We start from the raw sequence: 18743 nt of genomic DNA, 5'->3' as shown, positions 1-18743 counted from the left end.
AAGCCTTCTTTCGGCCCAGTAAGGGGACCCATCTCACCTTGCTTCTCTGCCATCGGCTCTTTCATCGAAAATTTTACAGAACCTAGTTATGTTCTACTTTTTCACTTTGTTTGCAGCCGGAGGCGTCCAGCTTCCATCCAGAATGGATGGAGATTTTTGCGAAGGCCCGTATAGACGCAAGACCAGGTCAAACTGCCCTTCAGGCGCGGGCAGCCAGTTGGCTTCTTTTTCTTTTCCGGGCGATTCCGCCTGAATATAAATCTCGATCGACCCGTCGGCATTTTCGATCAATTCATCGCGCTGGCTCAAGGTGTAGCGATCCATGCTGTTGGGGACAAAGAACATCTTTTTGTCGTAGAGCGTCAGCGACCAGAAGCCCACCTTCTTAACAGGGGGCAGTTCCCCTTTTTCAAAGCGCAGGACATAGTTGTTTTTTGCGCCGTCATATTTCTTTCCGTCCGCATCGTTGAAAGAGAGCGGGTAGATCGCATCGTGCGGGCGGTTCCAGCCCGGCCCGAGGAAGCTAGCCATACCCCGGGTAATATAATCCGTTCCAAAGTTGCCCACGCCTTCGGTAAAATAGAGCCAGCCATTGGAGGTCGGCTGCTTCTTCAGGTGCAGGCCCATTTCCAATTTGGCTAGCTTCGGCACCTCGCTGAGTAGCTTTTGATCCAGATCACTGTACGCTGAAAGATCAAATTTTTCCCCGGGAACAATTCCGATTTCGGCCAGTTTCTCAAGCATACCGGTATCGGCTTCGTGCGGCGGATTCTTAACCAACAGCTTCGCAAAGTAGGAAAAATAATCACTGGTAGACAGCTCGCCCAGCTGCTCTTTAACAGCAGCTTTCATGTCGAGGGAAGGATCAACAACCCCTTTGGGTGGAGTGTAGGGTTTTCCATACGCACTCAGCGGATAGAGCTTCACCTGATCCTGCAGCTTATGTGCTGCCGCATAGTCTTCCGGTGTTCCGGTGCAATAGATTCGGCCGCACATCCAGATCATAGCCGTGGGAGATTCGATCTTCATCATTCCCGCCGGCACTTCACCTTTCCATCCTTTGGAAACAACGAGATACTCTTTTTGATCCTCTCCCTCAACACCGGCGCCAATCACATCAATCATCTCGGAATATCCATCCATCAGCGGCAGCATGTAATAGCGGTCGCCCATATCGGGCACACCAACCACCATAGGCTCTTCCGAAACATCGAGCCAGGCCAGCGTGTAGAGCGTATCCGTATTGGGAGCCGCGGCGGCATGGTCGTCCACCGCCGGATATTTGCGCATCTTGATCAACTGCCCCATCGGCGCCCCCGAGCCGGTCGGCACCTCGGTGTTGGTCTCATGTCGGCGTACCATGTCGAAGGTTACCAGTGGATAGGCATAGATATAGGCGTCCACCGCCTTCTTGACCACCGCGCTCTGGTGCACCTTTTTCGAGCATCCGCCCAACACCAGGGCCAGTGCACTCACCAATGTAAGAATACCAAGTTTTTTCATGTTCATCTCCTCGGAATTAAATGCCTGCGCGAACATGGCCAGGCAGCTAGTTTCATCGAGCCTTACTCGACTCTTTTCAGAAAGTCTTTGTTTTCCGACATGATCACCGTGTTTTTCGCCGGAAGGTTCAAGGTCGATTTCGAAACATGGCTAACCCCGGAGGAAAACTCGTCATAGTGGATTTCCCCGCTGATTGGATCACCACCCATGCTGCTCGAAAACGATTTGGAGATGAACAGCTTGCTGGCTTTATCAACCTGTATCGTCAACTGGTCTCCATTGAGTAGCACGTCCGAGGCCTTGGCCATCAAAACGCCTTTTTCATCCGTGATTTTGGCTTTGCTGAAAAAATCGAGCAGCTGCCCTTTGGTCATATACATATAAGCCAGGGAATATTCGATAGCCCCATCCAGATACTTGGCGTTGTTTTCCGCCGCCTTTTGCTGCATTCGCCCCCGAAGTCCCCGTTGCCGTTTAACATGGGTCTCGATATCCAGGTTTACCATGGAAATATCCCCATTCTCCTGGATGCTGATTTCATTGAGTATGTCCACCATTTCTTTTCCGTCAACGGTGACCTTGGAGGCTTTTTTCCAGATAAACGCTTTCATTTTATCCTTGTTGGCCGAATTCGCCTTGCTGATTTCGAGCGAAAGCTGGTCGCGATCCATTTCAGCCAAGGCATTCGATCCGACCAGTGCGATTCCCAAAACGGCAAGTGCTGTAAATAAACGATTCATGATATGTGTCCCCGTAATTTTTGAATGCATTAAAACTTCATCCCGATACCGACCATGGCCGACTCCACCAAACCATCCTGGAAATAGGTGTTCGACATGTAGGCCCACTCATATTCGATATTGGCGAAAAACTTATCCTTGAGCACCAGCATGGCACCGAGCGAACCACCGCCGTAGAACCCGAATTCATCGGCGCTGCCGCTGTCCAAAGTTCCGGAACGGGTGTAGTCGGAGAAGTGGCACCCCAGCGCGCCTTTGGCGAAAACCTTAACCGCTTTTTTACCCAGTATGATTTTCGGGGCATAATAGATCGGGATGGTTTTCACCTCATACTTAACCGTCTGGGCATTGCTGGTGCGCTCCGCCGATGTTTCCATGTATCCAATGGCAAAGCCGTGCAGCAAGGGGCCGCCCGTTGGATTCATTTCGAACACGCCGTTGATGCGCCAGCCATCGATATCCTTATCCACATCTTCATAGTTCGTGGTGACATATCCATAGCTCAAGCTAAAGTACTTGTTTGCGGCTGCCATGAAGCTTGCTGGTTTTGCGGGAGCCTTCGCAACGGGGGTGCCCGCCTGCTCCGTGGCTGCAGGAGCGTTGGTTGTTTCAGTTGCGGCGGTTGTGGTTTTTTCCTCCGCCATTGCAAGACCACATGCACAGATTGCAGTAATACCCAGTATTGTTCGTTTCATCGCCCATTCCTTTCGTTAATTATTCCATGATCCGGATTGACCCGGTCTGCTTCCATTCCCCGGTTACAAGGCCGATGCCCTCTTCATACACGGTGCGCAAATAATCCAATCCGCTTTGCGATACCACCTTTTCAATCTTCACCCCCGGGGACTCGCAGCACATATCCATCGCAAAAAAGACATGTTTGAAATCATGGGACCCGACATGCCTGCGAAATGCCTCCTCGGTTTGCCATTGCTCGAGATAGTCCACCTTCACCGGCTCGTTCGAATCCATGAGCACCCGGCAGTCGAGACATCCATTTTTGGACATGGTGCATTCCAAGGAGGAATGCAGGAGTTCAAGCGCACTCTTCGCGTCCTGCTCGGAGGCGAAATGCATGGAAATGTTACAGAAAATCCGTTCAAGTGGTTGCTGAGTTTTCATGGCTCCCTATAGGCATGAAGTGTACCACCACCGACCCGGGAACCGCCTGTCGGCATAATCCATTGAACAGGAGAAAGATACCATCCTTGCAGGTAGGTTCGATATAATTGAGAGCGTGCCGTGAATGACGATATTTCGTCACCAAGACCATATGCCGTCACTTTTCGGCACGACCCAAACAGGAGAAAAAATAATAATATTGCCAGGTAGAGGAACTTGCAAAACCTCTGGTTTTGCCGTTCCAGTTATCAGGTGCTGGTTGTTGGTTGTCAGGACAAGTCATACGCAACCAGCGGTTTAGCCCAATAACCAATAACTTTTAACAAAAACCGCCTCGCAAACTCGAAGGGTTTTGCAAGAGGCTCAGGTAGATGATTGTGCCTTATCCGCACGAAGGACGGGATGCCGAGCTTGCAGCGGGGCGAATCAGAATCTGGAAATACCCAGTTTCTTCATGCGGGAATTCAGCGTTGTTCTCGCCATGCCCAGCGCCTCGGCCGCCCCGCCGGCTCCCCCGATGCGCCATTGGGACTTTTCCAACGCTTCAAGAATATGGTTGCGTTCGACGTCGTCGAGTGTCGGCAGCTCGTGGCAAGGGCATTCCAGATTGGGAATATCGATGCAGAGTGTTTTTCCCTGGCTCATGATCATGGCCCGTTCAATCAGGTTCCGCAGCTCGCGGACATTGCCGGGCCACGAATAATTCTTCAGTCCCTTCATGGCGGGTTTCGGAATCGACTCGACCGACCGCCCCATCTTTCGATTGAACTGCTGAACAAACCGCCAGGTTAGTTCCGGGATATCCTCGCGGCGCTCCCTCAGGGGCGGCGCCTCGATGGGAAAAATGTTCAAACGGTGGAACAGGTCTTCCCGAAATGTGCCTTCCTGAACCATGTTGGGAAGGTTCCGGTTGGTTGCGGCAATCACGCGGACATCGGCATGGAGCGTTGCATGGCTTCCCAGACGCTCAAACTGGCCGTCCTGCAACACGCGTAGCAACTTGGTCTGCAGCTCCAATGGCAAGTCCCCGATTTCGTCCAAAAACAGCGAGGAACCATCCGCAAGCTCAAAGCGGCCGATCTGCTGGGTTATTGCCCCGGTGTAGGCCCCTTTTTCCCGACCGAAAAGCTCGCTCTCGATCAAGGCCGAGGGCAGTGCCGCACAATTCACCTTAACCATGACCCTGCTTTTTCTCGTGCTCTGTTCATGGATCGCATGCGCCAGCAATTCTTTCCCGGTCCCGGTTTCACCGGTAATGAACACGGTGGAATCGGTGGGCGCCACCATGCGTACCTTTTCCAGCATGTCGAAGACGGGTGCGGAACTGCCAATAATACTGTCATGTCCGGAAGCCCGGAAAACCTGTTCGCGTAAATAATCGTTTTCGTGGCTCAGCTGTTCCCGCAGGCTCTTGGCTTCGGCCAGGGCCTCCTTGAGTCGCAGCTCGCCCTGCTTTTTCTCGGTGCTATCGACCGAAAGCCCCATCAAGCGGCAGGCCGTCCCATCTTCGCGGCACCGGATATGGCCCCGCGTGGAAATCCACCGGACCTGACCACCGGTTAGAACAATCCGGTATTCCAGCGCAAACATCTTGCGGTTTTCCACCGCGTCTTCCAAGGTTGACACAACCATGCCGCGGTCTTCTTCATGGATCCGAAGTTCAAAATTTCCCGAGGTCAGTTCTTCGAATTCCTCGAATCCAAAGAGTTCGCGGGTTCGGTTCGATGCCCAAACCCTGTCCGAGTCCAGACACAACGACCACCCTCCGGCACCGGCCGCATCCATCACCATGGAAAGGCGCAGCGCACTTTCGCGTAGATCCTTCTCCAAAAGCTTTCGCTGGATGGCTCCGGCAAAGGTCTGGGCCACCATCTTCAAGCGGCGAATCAACGGTTCCGCCCACTCCCGTTCCCGCTGCAGGTCATTGAAGGATACCGCACCGAACGGGGCCCCCTCCCCCACGACCAAAGGGATGCACAAGGCTGTCCTAATCCCATAATGCCTCCACCCTGCGGCGTCAACTGCGGCTTCTGGTGGTTAATTTTCGGTAGACGAGAGGACAAAAACCTCATTGTTCTGCACCTTTTCCAACGCCCATGGAAAAAGTTCCGATGCCACCATCCGTTCCGGGACTTCCTCGGTAAGCAACGGACCGTAGAGATGCGTCAGCACCAAAATCTCCGATGCATCGGGGTCCATCTGCCATACGGCGGATAAATCCAGCCCAAGAAACTCGCAAACCTCCCGCTGCGCATCTTCAATTGCCGAATCCACTTCCTCGGAGGGCAGATTGATGAACCGGGCTGTCAAGCCCGCCAGCAGGTTTTCAAAACTCACTTGTTCAGCTGAACATTCCGTTTCCACTGGTATGCGTCTCCCCTAATACCGATTTGCGAATAACACCACTTGCGTCATTCAAAGCAACAAACTGCGACCCATCGGAGGATCTGTCAAAATAAAAGTCTGACGAACCAATGCTGGTCTTATTCAACTGATGCGGAGGCCTGAAGCAACAGCTTGGAAAACAGGGCGAGGAAATCGGGGTCGCTCAAGGTTCCCACATGGCTGTTCTCGAAACCATATGAACGTACCGCCTCGCCTTGTAGTTTGAAAGGAATCTGGCACTGGAGCGGAACAACGGTATCGTCGCCGGAGCCGGGAATGAAGGAAAACACCAAGTGATACGGTATCTCCTCCGGCCAATCCCATTGATGCAGATCCTTCAGGAAATCGCTACCCACCGCAACATCCCGCCAGGCCGGCAGAACGATCGGCGAATGCTCCACCCCGGAAGCGGCGGATGGCATACCGCCCATGGGACTGTTCACCGTAACCACGCCCCGGATCTTTGCGGCGGCCTCGGGAAATTCCTTGCAGTATTTTTTGATGAAGGAACGATTGACCAACCCACCCATGCTGTGGGCCGCAATGAAGATTTCCTCGAGTTGGTACCGCGCTGTCAAGGTGGCCATGGCGCTTACCAGATAGTCGCTGATCATATCCAGGCGAACTCCACTTGGATAGAAGACAACCCACGCTTGATAGCGCTCGGTATCGAGCGATTCGATCGCCGTTTCCCAGTCGTCCGGCCCACCGCCCATGCCATGGATGAACAAGACCGGCATTTTCCCGGCATCGTAGGGCTGAAGCAGGAATACCCCGCCCCCGACCTGTTCCAGGAAATCAGGAGCATGCCACATGCCCAAGGAGCAGTTTTCCGCACTGAAAATCGGATCGTCGAGTTTTCGAACGGCACCGATATTCTGCATGCTTCGCTTAAGCTTCTTCTTCATATCGGCCTCACTTGGCCAACTGGTGAGGGTGCCTTTTATCAAGAGTGCTGGCATGGTGATGACATCGTCTATTCCCACGCGGACCCTCGACATCACCGGATCGAACACCCCGGGTTCCTCGGGCTGGAAAATGCCGTCGCCATTGGAATCAACAAAGGCGGCAATGGCATAGTTGCCCGCCACAACCTGGAAACGATAGGAACCGGTCTCGGAGACGACCATGTTCCGCTCCTGAATCAACTTGCCCTGCTCTTCGCGGAACTGAACCGCCACCACAAGACCGGATGGCTCACCGTCCACTTTAACGGTTCCCTGGATGACTCCCGCCTGCTCAATGTATTCGGCATCCTCGCGCAGCTCCACGAGTTTACAGCCAGCAAGAACGACCATGGCCATCAGCAGTGCAACCTTGATTACACAATGTTTCATTTCACCTCTCCTATGTTTGCGCGTTGCATTACAGATTGCGTTCCCTACAGCGGGGAGAGAATACAAACGTTTGAAAAGAATGCAAACAGGAAAAGAAGTGGCCGGGCAGTATGTTCCGCCCGGCAGGATCAGGGATTAAAGAATCAGCCCTTCAGCGTATCGATCATCTTGCGGAGCTTTTCGCTTTTTTCCTGAAGCTCTTCCTGGCGTTTTTCCTGAACAGCGACCACATCGCGCGGGGCCCGGCTGGTGAAGTTTTCGTTGGAGAGTTTTTTCTTCACATTGGCCAGATGGCCGTTCACTTCGTCGAGCTCGGTTGTCAGCTTCTTGATCTCGGCATCGACATCCACCAAACCCTCGATCGACATATAGACCGTACCCAACGCGCTGATGCCGCTCGGCATGGCACCTTCCGGCACAAAATCGACGTCAATGGTCAACTCTTCGGCCTTCAACGCCGCAACAATGGAGGCCTTGTCGTCCTCGATCTTTTTCGCGACTTTTCCGTTCGCCGCGCGCACGCAGAACGTGGCGGTTTGCTTGTTGGCCAGGTTGTATTCCGCCCGCAGAATGCGACCGACGCGGATCAGGTCGTGCTTTCCGTCCACATACTTGACGATGGCCGGATCGATGCCGGACACCACATTCTGCTCCGGCCAAGGCGCCACCATGATGGATTCGTCTTCGTGGTTGTAGCCCATGCCATGCCACAGCTCCTCGGTCTGGAACGGCATGAACGGGTGCAGCAGGCGCAAGGCGGTCGAGAAGGAAAAATGCATAACCTGCAACGTGTGCTTCTTCTGCTCCGGCGATCCATTGAACAGGATCGGCTTGGCATATTCGATGTACCAGTCGCAGTAGCTATGCCAGAAGAAATCATACAGCGCCAGCGTCGCATCGTTGAAGCGGTAGCGCTGCAGGTTGTCGTTGACCGAAGCGATGGCTTCGTTCAGCTTGGCCAGCAGATGCTGGTCGTCCGGCGTGAGGTCGTCCTTGTTGAAAGCCAGGTCCTTGACGTCGAATCCTTCCGAATGCATTTCCATGAACCGGGCGGCGTTCCAGATCTTGGTGCCGAAGTTGCGGCCGATCTCGAACTTTTCATCGCTGATGTAGACGTCCTGCCCGGTGGCCGTAATCATCAGCAGCGAGAAGCGGAGCGCGTCGGAACTGTATTTCTCGATAATGTCGAGCGGGTCGATCGAATTGCCAAGGCTCTTCGACATCTTGCGGCCCTGGTCGTCGCGGACGGTACCGTGGATATAGACGGTGTCGAAGGGAATGTCGCCCATGACTTCCATGCCGGACATGATCATGCGGGCCACCCAGAAGAAGATGATCTCGTTGCCGGTAACGAGGGTCTTGGATGGATAGTAGAAGTTCAGATCGTCGCTTGTTGCAGGCCAGCCAAATACGCTGAAGGGCCAAAGCCAGGAAGAGAACCACGTATCGAGCACGTCTTCGTCTTGGCGAATGCTGGAGGACTGGCATTTTGGACACACCGTATCGGTGGTTTTCGATGCCCACTCGTGGTTGCAGTCGTCGCAGTAGAAAATCGGAATCCGGTGCCCCCACCAAATTTGGCGCGAGATGCACCAGTCGCGAATATTTTCCATCCAGCCCATGTAGGTTTTGTTCCAGCGTTCGGGCACAAACTTGATGCGACCGTCGTTGACGGCTTCGATGGCGGGGCGCGCCAACGGCTTCATCTTCACGAACCACTGCGGGGAAAGGCGCGGCTCAACCACCGTGTCGCAACGGTAGCAATGGCCGACCGCGTGGTGGTGCGCATCGACCTTCTCAACCAGCCCGCCGGACTTCAGGTCATCCATCAGCTGCTTACGGCATTCGAAGCGGTCCATGCCTTCATACGGCCCCGCATTTTCATTCATGATGCCCTGGTCGGTCATCACATTGATCTGAGGAAGGTCGTGGCGCAGGCCCATCTCGAAATCGTTCGGATCGTGCGCCGGAGTAACCTTCACCAGGCCGGTACCGAATTCCGGATCCACATAATCGTCGGCAATAATCGGGATTTCGCGGTTGGTGATCGGAAGAACAATCATTTCACCAATCAGATCCTGATAACGTTCGTCGCGCGGATTGACGGCAACCGCCGTATCGCCCAGCATCGTTTCCGGGCGGGTGGTTGCCACAACGATCTTCTGCTTCCTGCCCTTGACGGCATAGCGCAGATGGTAGAGGGCCCCTTCGACATCCACATGCTCGCTTTCTTCGTCGGACAGCGCGGTTTCGCAACGCGGGCACCAGTTGATGATGCGGTTTCCGCGATAGATCAGATCCTTGTCGTAGAGGCGGCAGAATATTTCCAGGACGGCTTCGCTCAACCCTTCGTCCATCGTGAAGCGCTCGCGCTCCCAGTCGCACGAAGCACCCAGCTTCTTCAACTGGTTGGAGATGGTGGAGCCATACTCTTCCTTCCATTCCCAAACGCGTTCAACAAACTTTTCGCGGCCGAGGTCGTCGCGGGATTTGCCCTCTTTCTTCAGAGCGCGCTCAACGACGTTCTGGGTGGCAATACCGGCGTGGTCGGTGCCCGGAACCCAGGTTGTATTCTTGCCCTGCATGCGGGCAACGCGGGTGAGCACGTCCTGGATGTTGTTGTTAAGCGCATGGCCCATGTGGAGGATGCCAGTCACGTTCGGCGGCGGGATCACGATGCAGAACGGGTCGCCCCCGTCCGCGCTGTCGCCGTGGAAACGGCCATCGTCCATCCATTGCTGGTACCACTTCTCTTCGACCTCTTTCGGGTCATACTTTTTTGCTAGTTCACTCATATCTTTTCCACCGAATATACCTCGCAGAGGCGCAGAGAGCGCAGAGGTTTACTGTTCAAAGTTATTTACTATCCGCTTAATGCCATCTTTCAGCAGCGAAACATTAAAATTAATTAAAAGCCCCAATTGCAGATCCATCAGCTTTAAATACGTCCCTGTCTGCTTAGAAAATAACGGTTTCAATTCCCCAACCGACTTTACTTCGACAATGACGGACTTATTCACTAATAGATCAATTCTATATGCATTTTCCTCAACAACACTCCCTCTGAACGTCAAAGGAAGATAAATCTCTTCGTCAACTTCATACCCCATGTCGCGCAACACTTTAGCGAGACACTTTCTATACACAGACTCAAGTAGCCCCGGCCCCAGTTCTTTATGAACTTCAATGGCAGCTTTTATGATGTCGCCGGAAATTACATTTAAATCAGACATTCACAGCCTCTGCGCTCTCCGCGCCTCTGCGAGGAATAAAACTACCCGACATCTTCCTCATTGAGGAACAGCTTGTATTCCACGCCATCGACGAGGGCTTCCCACGAGGCTTCGATGATGTTTTCCGAAACACCGACGGTGCCCCAGGAGGTTTCGCCGTCGGACGATTCGATGTGCACGCGCGTTTTCGCCGCCGTGGCCTCTTCGGGATCGAGGATGCTCACGCGGTAGTCCGCCAAATGCACCCCGTCGATGCTCGGATAGAACTCGTGGAGCGCACGGCGCAGGGCCATGTTGAGGGCATCGACCGGGCCGTCGCCATCACCCACCGTGAACGCCTTTTCGCCGTTCACCTTCAGCTTGAGCGTCGCCTCGGAAAGGCACGGTTCGTTCTTGCCGCGTTTTTCGACGATCACGCGGAAGCCTTCGAGTTCGAAGAAGCTCTTGTGCTCCTTGAGGACCTTTTTGATGAGCATCTTGAACGACGCATCGGCCGCTTCGTAGACATAGCCTTCCCGCTCCATTTTTTCCATGGTCTGGAGAATCTCGCGCACCTCCGGCGACTTGCGGTCGATATTGTCGAGCCCCATTTCGATCAGCTTTTCCATCACGTTGCTCGCGCCGGACAGTTCGGAGATCAGGATACGGCGACCGTTGCCGACCGATTCCGGCGGCACATGCTCGAAGCTCTGCGATACCTTGCGGACTCCATCGACATGCATGCCGGCCTTGTGGGCAAAGGCGCTATCGCCAACAAACGCGGCGCGCTGGTTATCGCGCAGGTTGGCCTGCTCGTTCACGAACTGCGAAACCTGCTTGAGGTTTTTCAGCTTCCCCGGGTCGGCCAGGCAGGTTTTTCCGGTCTTCAACAGAATGTTGGCCGCCACCGAAACCAGGTTGCAGTTTCCGCAACGTTCGCCAAAGCCGTTGATTACGCCCTGTACCTGCGTTGCCCCGGCACGGACCGACTCCATGGCGTTGGCCACGGCGGTCTCCGAGTCGTTGTGCGTGTGGATGCCAACCGCCACATCGAATTGTTCGCGGATTGCCGTCGTGATTTCGAATACCTCGTGCGGCAGGCTTCCACCATTGGTATCGCACAGCACCAGCACATCGGCACCGCCTTTGACGGCGGCTTCCAATGTTTGAAGGGCATATTCCGGGCTATCCTTGTAGCCGTCGAAAAAATGTTCGGCGTCGTAGACGACTTCCTTGCCGTTTTGCTTCAGGAAGCGGCAGGTGTCTTCGATCATCGCCAGGTTTTCCCCGGCGGTGGTCTTGAGCACCTCGGTCACGTGCAGGAGCCAGGTCTTGCCGAAGATGGTGCAGACCTCGGTACCGGCTTCGAGCAGGGCCAGCGTGCCCTTGTCTTCCGCCACGTCCACTCCCGCTCGGCGGGTGCTGCCAAAGGCCGCAACCTTGGCATGTTTCAGGTTTTCCTTCTTGATGTCCTTGAAGAAAGCCATGTCCTTCGGATTCGAAGCCGCAAAGCCGCCCTCGATATAGTCCACCCCGAACGAATCGAGCATTTTCGCCACGTGGATCTTGGCCACCGGCGAAAAGGTAACGCCTTCCGCCTGCGCACCGTCGCGCAACGTGGTGTCGTATATAAAGACTTTTTCTTGAACATTCATAAGGGTTTTCCTGTCATTCGAAACGCGGAAACATACCCCACCCCCCGAAGCCGAACCAAGCCCGAAGGGGGAATTTCTGCGAATGCCCGCATCATGGCGGAAGAGAGCGCGCTACGTCGGAAAGCACAGAAGAAGGCATGGAACATGCGTTGTAGCGAGGTTTTATCATCAACAGGCTCACAATAGATTAATATATGCTATTCTTACTTGCGATTTGGGCAACACCCATGGATGAATCTACGGAAACGGAAAAGACTTCACATGAAAAAACACATAACAGAATCTAGAGCACGAAAACTCCGGCAGACCCTATTCGTCCTGCTGGCCTTCATCCCAGCCTTTGGCACCTTGGCGCAGGAAACGATTGTCTCCTTCCCCTTGGACGACGATCCGGGCTGGAGCACGGACGGCCTATGGGAATTCGGTGTTCCGCTGGGCATTGCGGGCGACCCAACCACGGGCTACACCGGAACCAACGTCTATGGCTACAACCTTGCTGGAGCTTTCCCTATATTCAATGCACCGCATTGGCTCACCACAACGCAAATGGACTGTTCCGATCACGTGAATGTTGAGTTGAAATTCAAGCGTTGGCTCTGCGTGGACGAAGGGCCCGCCCCCTACTATATGGCGGTGATTCAGGTCAGGAGCGGCAGCTCCGGCTGGGCAACCGTTTGGTACGACGAAGGAAATGCGATCATCGACACCTCATGGGTGGACGTATCCTACCCGATTGGAGAGGTTGCAGACCGAGCATCGGGCGTGCAGGTGCGCTGGGCCATGGGAACGCATGATGACCGCGACAGTGTTTGGGGGGGATGGAACATCGACGATGTAATGCTTGTAGGCGATCCGGCGGACATCATGGATGTGGAACCGGGCACGGACTGGGCGGCAACGGCCTACGTCGGCAGTCCGACCGCTCCCTCCGAGGCCATATACACCATCACCAACATTAGTTCCGGCAGTGAGATAACCTGGACAACAACGAAGTCCGATGACTGGTTGATGCTCACCCCGTCCAACGGGACGCTGCAGGCGGGCAACTCGACCAACCTAACGGTGGCCATCGACACCACCGGCCTTGCGCCAGGCACCTATTCCGCAACATTCCAGATTAGCAACACGAACACCGGCAACAGTACCACGCGCAGCGTCGAGTTGGAGATCATCGATCCGATGGACGTCACCCCGGCAACCGATTGGGAAACGACCGCCTACGAAGGCAGCCCCCCCGCCCCGTCATTCGTATCCTACACCATCGTCAACCACAGCGCTTCCAACGTGCTCGATTGGACGACGACGGCCTCCGATGACTGGCTTTCGGTTTCCCCGCCCAGCGGAGCGCTGCCGCCGGGTTCTTCGACCAATGCCATCGTGGCCATCGACACCTCCGGTCTTTTGCCGGGTACCTACGCCGGCAGCGTCCAGATCGAAAATCAAAACTCCAGCAACACCGCAGTACGCTCCGTCGGCCTGGAAGTCCTGGGCGTTCCCGGGCAAATCGCCATCCTGCCAGCCGGAGGCTTCGTGGTCACCAACCTGATCGGGCAGCAACAGGCACGAACGTTGGTGGTCTCCAACGCGGCTCCGGTGGGAACCCTCGACTTTAGCATCGAAATGCAGCAAACGGGCTATGCCCCTCCGGACGATCCGGCTCCCATGATGGCAGCCATGGTCGAGTATTCCATGGCTTCGGAGAGCGACCGGATTCGTGAGGAATACACGTTCCCCCTCCCCGTGCTGAATTCGGATGGCGAATTCGACCATGTGCATGTCGCCGGCCTGGAAACGCACCTGCGCACCGGTGCGCCGATGGTTCCGGTCAAGCCCGTCACCTTCGCGATACCCGCCGGGATGGAAGCAGGGCAGCTGACCGTGGAGGTGCTGGAGCAGATTGAATTACCGGGAAGCCACCACCTGGCCCCGGCCCAAACCCTGGTTATCCCGGGAGAACAGGAGCCGGAAACCACCCCGCCCGACCCAGCCATCTACGGTACTGCGGCCAACTGGCCGGGCATCGACGGCGAAACCGTGGGAACCTACGAAAAGCGCGGACAGCGCTTCACCACGCTCAACCTCTTCCCGTTGCAATACAACCCGGTGTCCGGCAAAATCACCTATGCCACCAGAATGCGGGTGCAGATCGACCTGGATGGCGGCCGTGCCGCCTATGCCACCTTCGACGAACCCACCTCATCGCTACCGCCGGGCGGCCCCTACAAGCACGTCATCATCACCAGTTCGGCGTTCGAAGCCGCTCCGGGTCCATGGAACTTCCAGGCGCTGCGCGACCGCCGCACCGCCGAAGGTCTTGCCTCCACCATCATTACCACCGATTGGATCTACAGCAACTATGATGGAACCCGCCCCGACGGCGGAACCGACAATCCCACGAAAATCCGCAACTTCCTGATCGATGCCTACGAAAACTGGGGGACGGAATACACCCTGCTCGGAGGAGCGGCGGACGTAGTTCCGCCCCGCCTGTTCAGGGTCGACCACCAGCGCGCCGATTCGACGAACCTCGTGCCTTTTGTCGATAACTTCCCCGTGGATATGTATTACGGATGCCTCTCCCCCACGGAATGCACGTTCGATGGAAACACGAACGGCTTCTACGGGGAACCCGACGACGGCATCGGCGGCGCGGACGTCGATCTCTACGCCGAAGTCTACGTGGGGCGCGCCCCGGTGGAGGACGAGATTGAGCTGGCCAACTTTGTCCGGAAAACCCTGGCCTACGCCGATTCCACCGATCCCTGCCTCCAGCGCATTTCCATGGCCGGCGAGGCGTTGAACTATGGAATTAACAAGTATGCAAAAACCATGCTGGAACAGGTGCGCCTGGGCGGGGAGTACGACGGGTTCTTTACCCGGAGCTTCGCCAACCACACCCGGGGCGACCTCCCGGAGCTGGACACCTCGGTGAACCTGTACGATGCGGATTCCACCTGGTCGAAAACCGACCTGGCCGATTTGGTGAACGGCGGCATCCATGTGCTCAATGGGCTCGGGCATGCGAACGAAACGCGCCTCTTCAAAATGTTTACCTCCGACCTCCCGATCTTCACCAACCAGCAGTATTGCTTCATGTATTCACAAGCCTGTGAAAACGGCGCATTCGACACCGACGATTGCTGGGCGGAAGAGGTTGTTGCCATGCCCTACGGTGCGTTCGCCGCCGTGATGAACGTCCGCTTCGGCTGGGGCGTAAAGGACAGCACCTATTGCCCCTCCAACCGCTTCAACCGCGAATTCTGGGACTCGGTGTTCGGCGACGGAAAAATGGAATTGGGCAAGGCCAACCAGGAAGCCAAGGAAAAACTCGTTTGGGACATCAATGGGCCGGCCATGCGCTGGAGCTATTACGAGCTAACCCTCTTCGGTGATCCGGCGCAGCGCCTCCACTTCCCCAACGAACCCGAATGGCTCTCCGCCAATCCCTTGGCGGCCGATGGCCTACGGGCCAGCAACAGCGTCGAAGTAGCCATCCAGTTCAACGCCGAAGGCGTGGCCAGCGGCTCCTACACCGGCGAGCTGACCGTGGCAAGCAACGACCCGGGCAACCCGCTGCAAGTGGTGCCCATGGTGATGGTCGTGCTGCCGGACGACCTGTCCATCGCCCCCGATTGGGGCATTGAACTCTCGGGTTCGCAAGGGAGCCTGGCCCTGCCGTACGACTCGGTCTACAGCCTGACCAACAGCGGTTCCGCACCGCTGGATTGGATGGCCACGGGATCGGCCTTCTGGCTGGAAACCATCCCCGCATCAGGCACGTTGCCGCCCTTCACCCAAACCAATATCACGGTATCCATCGCCGCCACGGCCAACGCCCTGCCCGAAGGCCTGTACGACGCCTCCGTCACCTTCTCCAATTCCACGAGCGGCGCAACGTTCAGCCGCCCGGTGCAACTGGATATCGACCCGCCCGCCCCCGTTGGCTTCACCACGTTTGCTCTCGACGCCGATCCAGGCTGGAGCACCGAAGGCGGCTGGGCCTTTGGCCAGCCGCAGGGCCAGGAAGGTGATCCCTCTTCGGGCTACACCGGAACGAATGTCTATGGATACAACCTCGCCGGCGCCTACGGCAACAACCTGCCGCAACAGTGGCTCACCACCTCCGCAATCAATTGCTCGGGACACCTTAACGTGCAACTGAACTTCCGCCGTTGGCTGGGCATCGAAGCTTCCTCCAACGACCAGGCCACCGTAGAGATTAGCACCAATGCCTACAAATGGGGCGCCGCGTGGCATCCCGTTTGGGCGCACGACGGCGATGCGCTGACCAACTCCAGCTGGGAGGAGGTCAGCTACGACATTTCCGCCATTGCCGATGGGCAGCCAACGGTCCACATCCGCTGGAGCATGGGGGCCACCGACTCCACCAACACCTATTGCGGATGGAACATCGACGATGTTGCCCTTGTTGGAGAACCGGTTGTCGCCGACGCCAACAGCAACGGCATTCCCGACTGGTGGGAATACCACTATTTTGGCTCCAACGTTGCGGCCAACGCCCATGGAGATGTGGATGCGTACGACAACATGGCCGAATATATCGCGGGAACCGATCCTAGCGACGGAAATTCGTTCTTCGTGCTTTCTTCGTATAGCGAAACCATCGGTGGAACCAACGAGTTTATTCTGGAATGGCATTCCCTCGAAGATCGCTACTACGACATCTGGCGCTCGACCAACCTGTTCGACGGATTCGAAACCTGGGAAACCAACCTCGAATATCCACAGAACACCTACACCGACACCACGCACAGCGCATCCAACAGCTTCTACATGCTGGACGTGCGGATGAAATAGAAATCCATCCAATACTTCCAAAGGAGTGCCGACTGCAAAGACGGCACTCTTTTTTTTGCCGCGCAAGCCCAACAATTACGCATTAATATGCGTATTTAGCCCCCGCATTTCCCCTTGCAACGAGCCTTAATCGGCGTATATCCCGAGACCGGGCTTTCAGGAATGCCGAACACAATTCATGAATCCGCCCCCGGGAAAGGTGGTGATTATTAAAATCAACGGGAACGGCCAAACTAGAACCACATGCGAGGTGCACAATGAAAATCAACGGGAAGACGGCAACAAAACGAAGCGCATTGCTTGCGCTGGGCATCTGCTGCGCTGCGATGCTGATTGGTTGTAATGATGATGATGGCGGCGGTGATGGAGATGCAAGCCTTGCTGGAACAACATGGGTCGAGGTTGGAAGTCCATCCTCAACACTAACGTTCTATTCAGACGGAACCTCGTTTAGAATAGTCGATACCGCCGATGGAACCGATGCAACAGGTAGCTATACTCTTACGGGGAACTCGTTCACATTCTCCGCCAGTCTCACCGATGACTACGGTGATACCATTGGATTCTCAGGCACGGGAACCATATCAGGGAATTCGATGACCATTAACGTAACCATCAAGGTAAATGGAGATTTCTGGGCCTCCTTCACGGTGCCGTTTACGAAACAATAGACGGCGCAAGCCGACCACCCTTCAGGGACAAAAAAAAGCCCCGCCGGATTGACGGGGCTTGCTGGAGGGGCAGCGCTCGCTACCCGGACGCCGAAGCCGGCATCCCTCCATTCCAGAGCTAGATCGAGGCGTATTCCTTAACGAGGGAGTTGCCCACGATGTCGCGCTGGATCTGGTTGGTGCCTTCGTAGATCTGGAGGATCTTGGCATCGCGCATCATCTTTTCGACCGGGTATTCCTTCATGAAGCCGTAGCCGCCGAGCACCTGAACGGCGTCGGTGGTGACGGACATGGCCACGTCGCCCGCATAATATTTACACATGGCGGAAATCTTGGAGACATCCTTCACGCCGGCGTCGAGCGTGCGGCAGGCGGCGTAGGTGATGGCGCGCGCGGTTTCCACCTTGGTGGCCATTTCGGCGAGCATCCAGAGCAGGCCCTGGTTGGCGATGATCGGCTTGCCGAACTGCTTGCGCACCTTGGCATATTTGACCGCTTCGTCTAGCGCGCCCTGTGCAAGACCGACGCCCTGGGCGGCAATGCCCGGACGGGAAACGTCGAACGTTTTCATGGCGAGCAGGAAGCCCATGCCTTCGCGGCCAATGAGGTTTTCAGCCGGCACTTCGCAGTCTTCGAAAACGAGCTCGCGGGTGGCGGAAGCGCGGATGCCGAGCTTGTCTTCCTTCTTGCCGAAGGAGAAGCCGGGGGTGTCCTTTTCAACAATGAAGCAGGAGACGCCGCGGGCGCCCTTGGCTTTGTTGGTGACCGCGAACACCGTGTAGATGTCGGCTTCGCCGCCATTGGTGATCCACTGCTTGGTGCCGTTGAGGACATACTTGTCGCCCTTCTTGACCGCGGTGGTCTGGATGCCGCCGGCATCGGAGCCGGCGTTGGCTTCGGTCAGGCCGAAAGCCGCCCATTTTTCGCCGGAGGCCAGCGGGGAGAGGTATTTCTTTTTCTGCTCGTCGGAACCACCGATAATGATCGGGTCGGCACCCAGGGCGTTGGCGGCGTAGGAGACGGAAACGCCAATGCAGTATTTGGACATGGTTTCGATGGCCATGCAGAAGCCGAGCTGATCCGCGCCGAATCCACCGTATTCCTCGGGAATATACAGACCCATCAAGTCCATCTGCGCCAATTCCTTAAGCAGGTCGGCCGGGAAAATCCCCTTTTCGTCGAGCTCCGCCCGAACAGGAACGATGCGCTCCTTACCGAAGTCATCAATCAGGTTGATGATTTCCTGTTGTTCTTCACTGATACCCCAGTTAATAGCCATGTCTTTCTTCTCCTTGTTAGT

General features: G+C 55.8%; 13 protein-coding genes. 2 read left to right on the top strand and 11 right to left on the bottom strand.

Going from position 1 to position 18743, the window contains the following annotated elements:
- Window positions 1-93: 93 nt before the first annotated feature.
- The 10 genes from E9954_RS05000 to cimA form a co-directional block, all read right to left on the bottom strand.
- Entirely contained in the window at window positions 94-1503 is a 1410-nt protein-coding gene (locus E9954_RS05000; RefSeq protein ID WP_222847060.1) for a DUF1254 domain-containing protein, read from the bottom strand.
- 62 nt (window positions 1504-1565) lie between these two features.
- Complete coding sequence (locus tag E9954_RS04995) at window positions 1566-2243, bottom strand: hypothetical protein (RefSeq protein WP_136078120.1); 678 nt, start codon at window positions 2241-2243, stop codon at window positions 1566-1568.
- A 29-nt stretch (window positions 2244-2272) separates the two neighbouring features.
- Window positions 2273-2938 (bottom strand): hypothetical protein, encoded by a 666-nt coding sequence (locus tag E9954_RS04990; protein ID WP_136078119.1) that lies wholly within the window; start codon window positions 2936-2938, stop codon window positions 2273-2275.
- A gap of 19 nt (window positions 2939-2957) precedes the next feature.
- Window positions 2958-3320 (bottom strand): putative quinol monooxygenase, encoded by a 363-nt coding sequence (locus E9954_RS04985; RefSeq protein ID WP_281281228.1) that lies wholly within the window; start codon window positions 3318-3320, stop codon window positions 2958-2960.
- Between the two features lie 471 nt (window positions 3321-3791).
- Complete coding sequence (locus tag E9954_RS04980) at window positions 3792-5345, bottom strand: sigma-54 interaction domain-containing protein (RefSeq protein ID WP_136078117.1); 1554 nt, start codon at window positions 5343-5345, stop codon at window positions 3792-3794.
- 57 nt (window positions 5346-5402) lie between these two features.
- Complete coding sequence (locus E9954_RS04975) at window positions 5403-5729, bottom strand: hypothetical protein (protein ID WP_136078116.1); 327 nt, start codon at window positions 5727-5729, stop codon at window positions 5403-5405.
- A gap of 119 nt (window positions 5730-5848) precedes the next feature.
- Window positions 5849-7087: an alpha/beta fold hydrolase gene (locus E9954_RS04970; protein ID WP_136078115.1), complete on the bottom strand. Its 1239-nt coding sequence runs from the start codon at window positions 7085-7087 to the stop codon at window positions 5849-5851.
- A gap of 143 nt (window positions 7088-7230) precedes the next feature.
- Window positions 7231-9882, bottom strand: a complete 2652-nt coding sequence (locus E9954_RS04965) for a valine--tRNA ligase (protein WP_136078114.1) — start codon at window positions 9880-9882, stop codon at window positions 7231-7233.
- A 48-nt stretch (window positions 9883-9930) separates the two neighbouring features.
- The gene (locus E9954_RS04960) at window positions 9931-10320 is read right to left on the bottom strand and encodes a GxxExxY protein (RefSeq protein WP_136078113.1); all 390 of its coding nucleotides are present in this window, start codon (window positions 10318-10320) and stop codon (window positions 9931-9933) included.
- Between the two features lie 41 nt (window positions 10321-10361).
- Window positions 10362-11954, bottom strand: coding sequence for a citramalate synthase (gene cimA, locus E9954_RS04955; RefSeq protein WP_136078112.1), 1593 nt, complete (start codon window positions 11952-11954; stop codon window positions 10362-10364).
- Window positions 11955-12215: 261 nt separating this feature from the next.
- Here cimA and E9954_RS04950 point away from each other — a divergent pair, with 261 nt between their 5' ends.
- Window positions 12216-16772: a C25 family cysteine peptidase gene (locus E9954_RS04950; protein WP_168441977.1), complete on the top strand. Its 4557-nt coding sequence runs from the start codon at window positions 12216-12218 to the stop codon at window positions 16770-16772.
- Between the two features lie 257 nt (window positions 16773-17029).
- Window positions 17030-17443 carry a hypothetical protein gene (locus E9954_RS04945; RefSeq protein ID WP_136078110.1) on the top strand — a complete coding sequence of 138 codons (414 nt, stop codon included), beginning with the start codon at window positions 17030-17032 and terminating at the stop codon, window positions 17441-17443.
- Window positions 17444-17561: 118 nt separating this feature from the next.
- On the opposite strand, the gene E9954_RS04940 is transcribed toward E9954_RS04945, so the two are convergent.
- Window positions 17562-18716 carry an acyl-CoA dehydrogenase family protein gene (locus E9954_RS04940; RefSeq protein ID WP_136080151.1) on the bottom strand — a complete coding sequence of 385 codons (1155 nt, stop codon included), beginning with the start codon at window positions 18714-18716 and terminating at the stop codon, window positions 17562-17564.
- Window positions 18717-18743: the final 27 nt, after the last annotated feature.

Source organism: Pontiella desulfatans (genome assembly GCF_900890425.1).
Lineage (GTDB): Bacteria > Verrucomicrobiota > Kiritimatiellia > Kiritimatiellales > Pontiellaceae > Pontiella > Pontiella desulfatans.
This window is presented reverse-complemented; position numbering and strand designations above follow the sequence as displayed.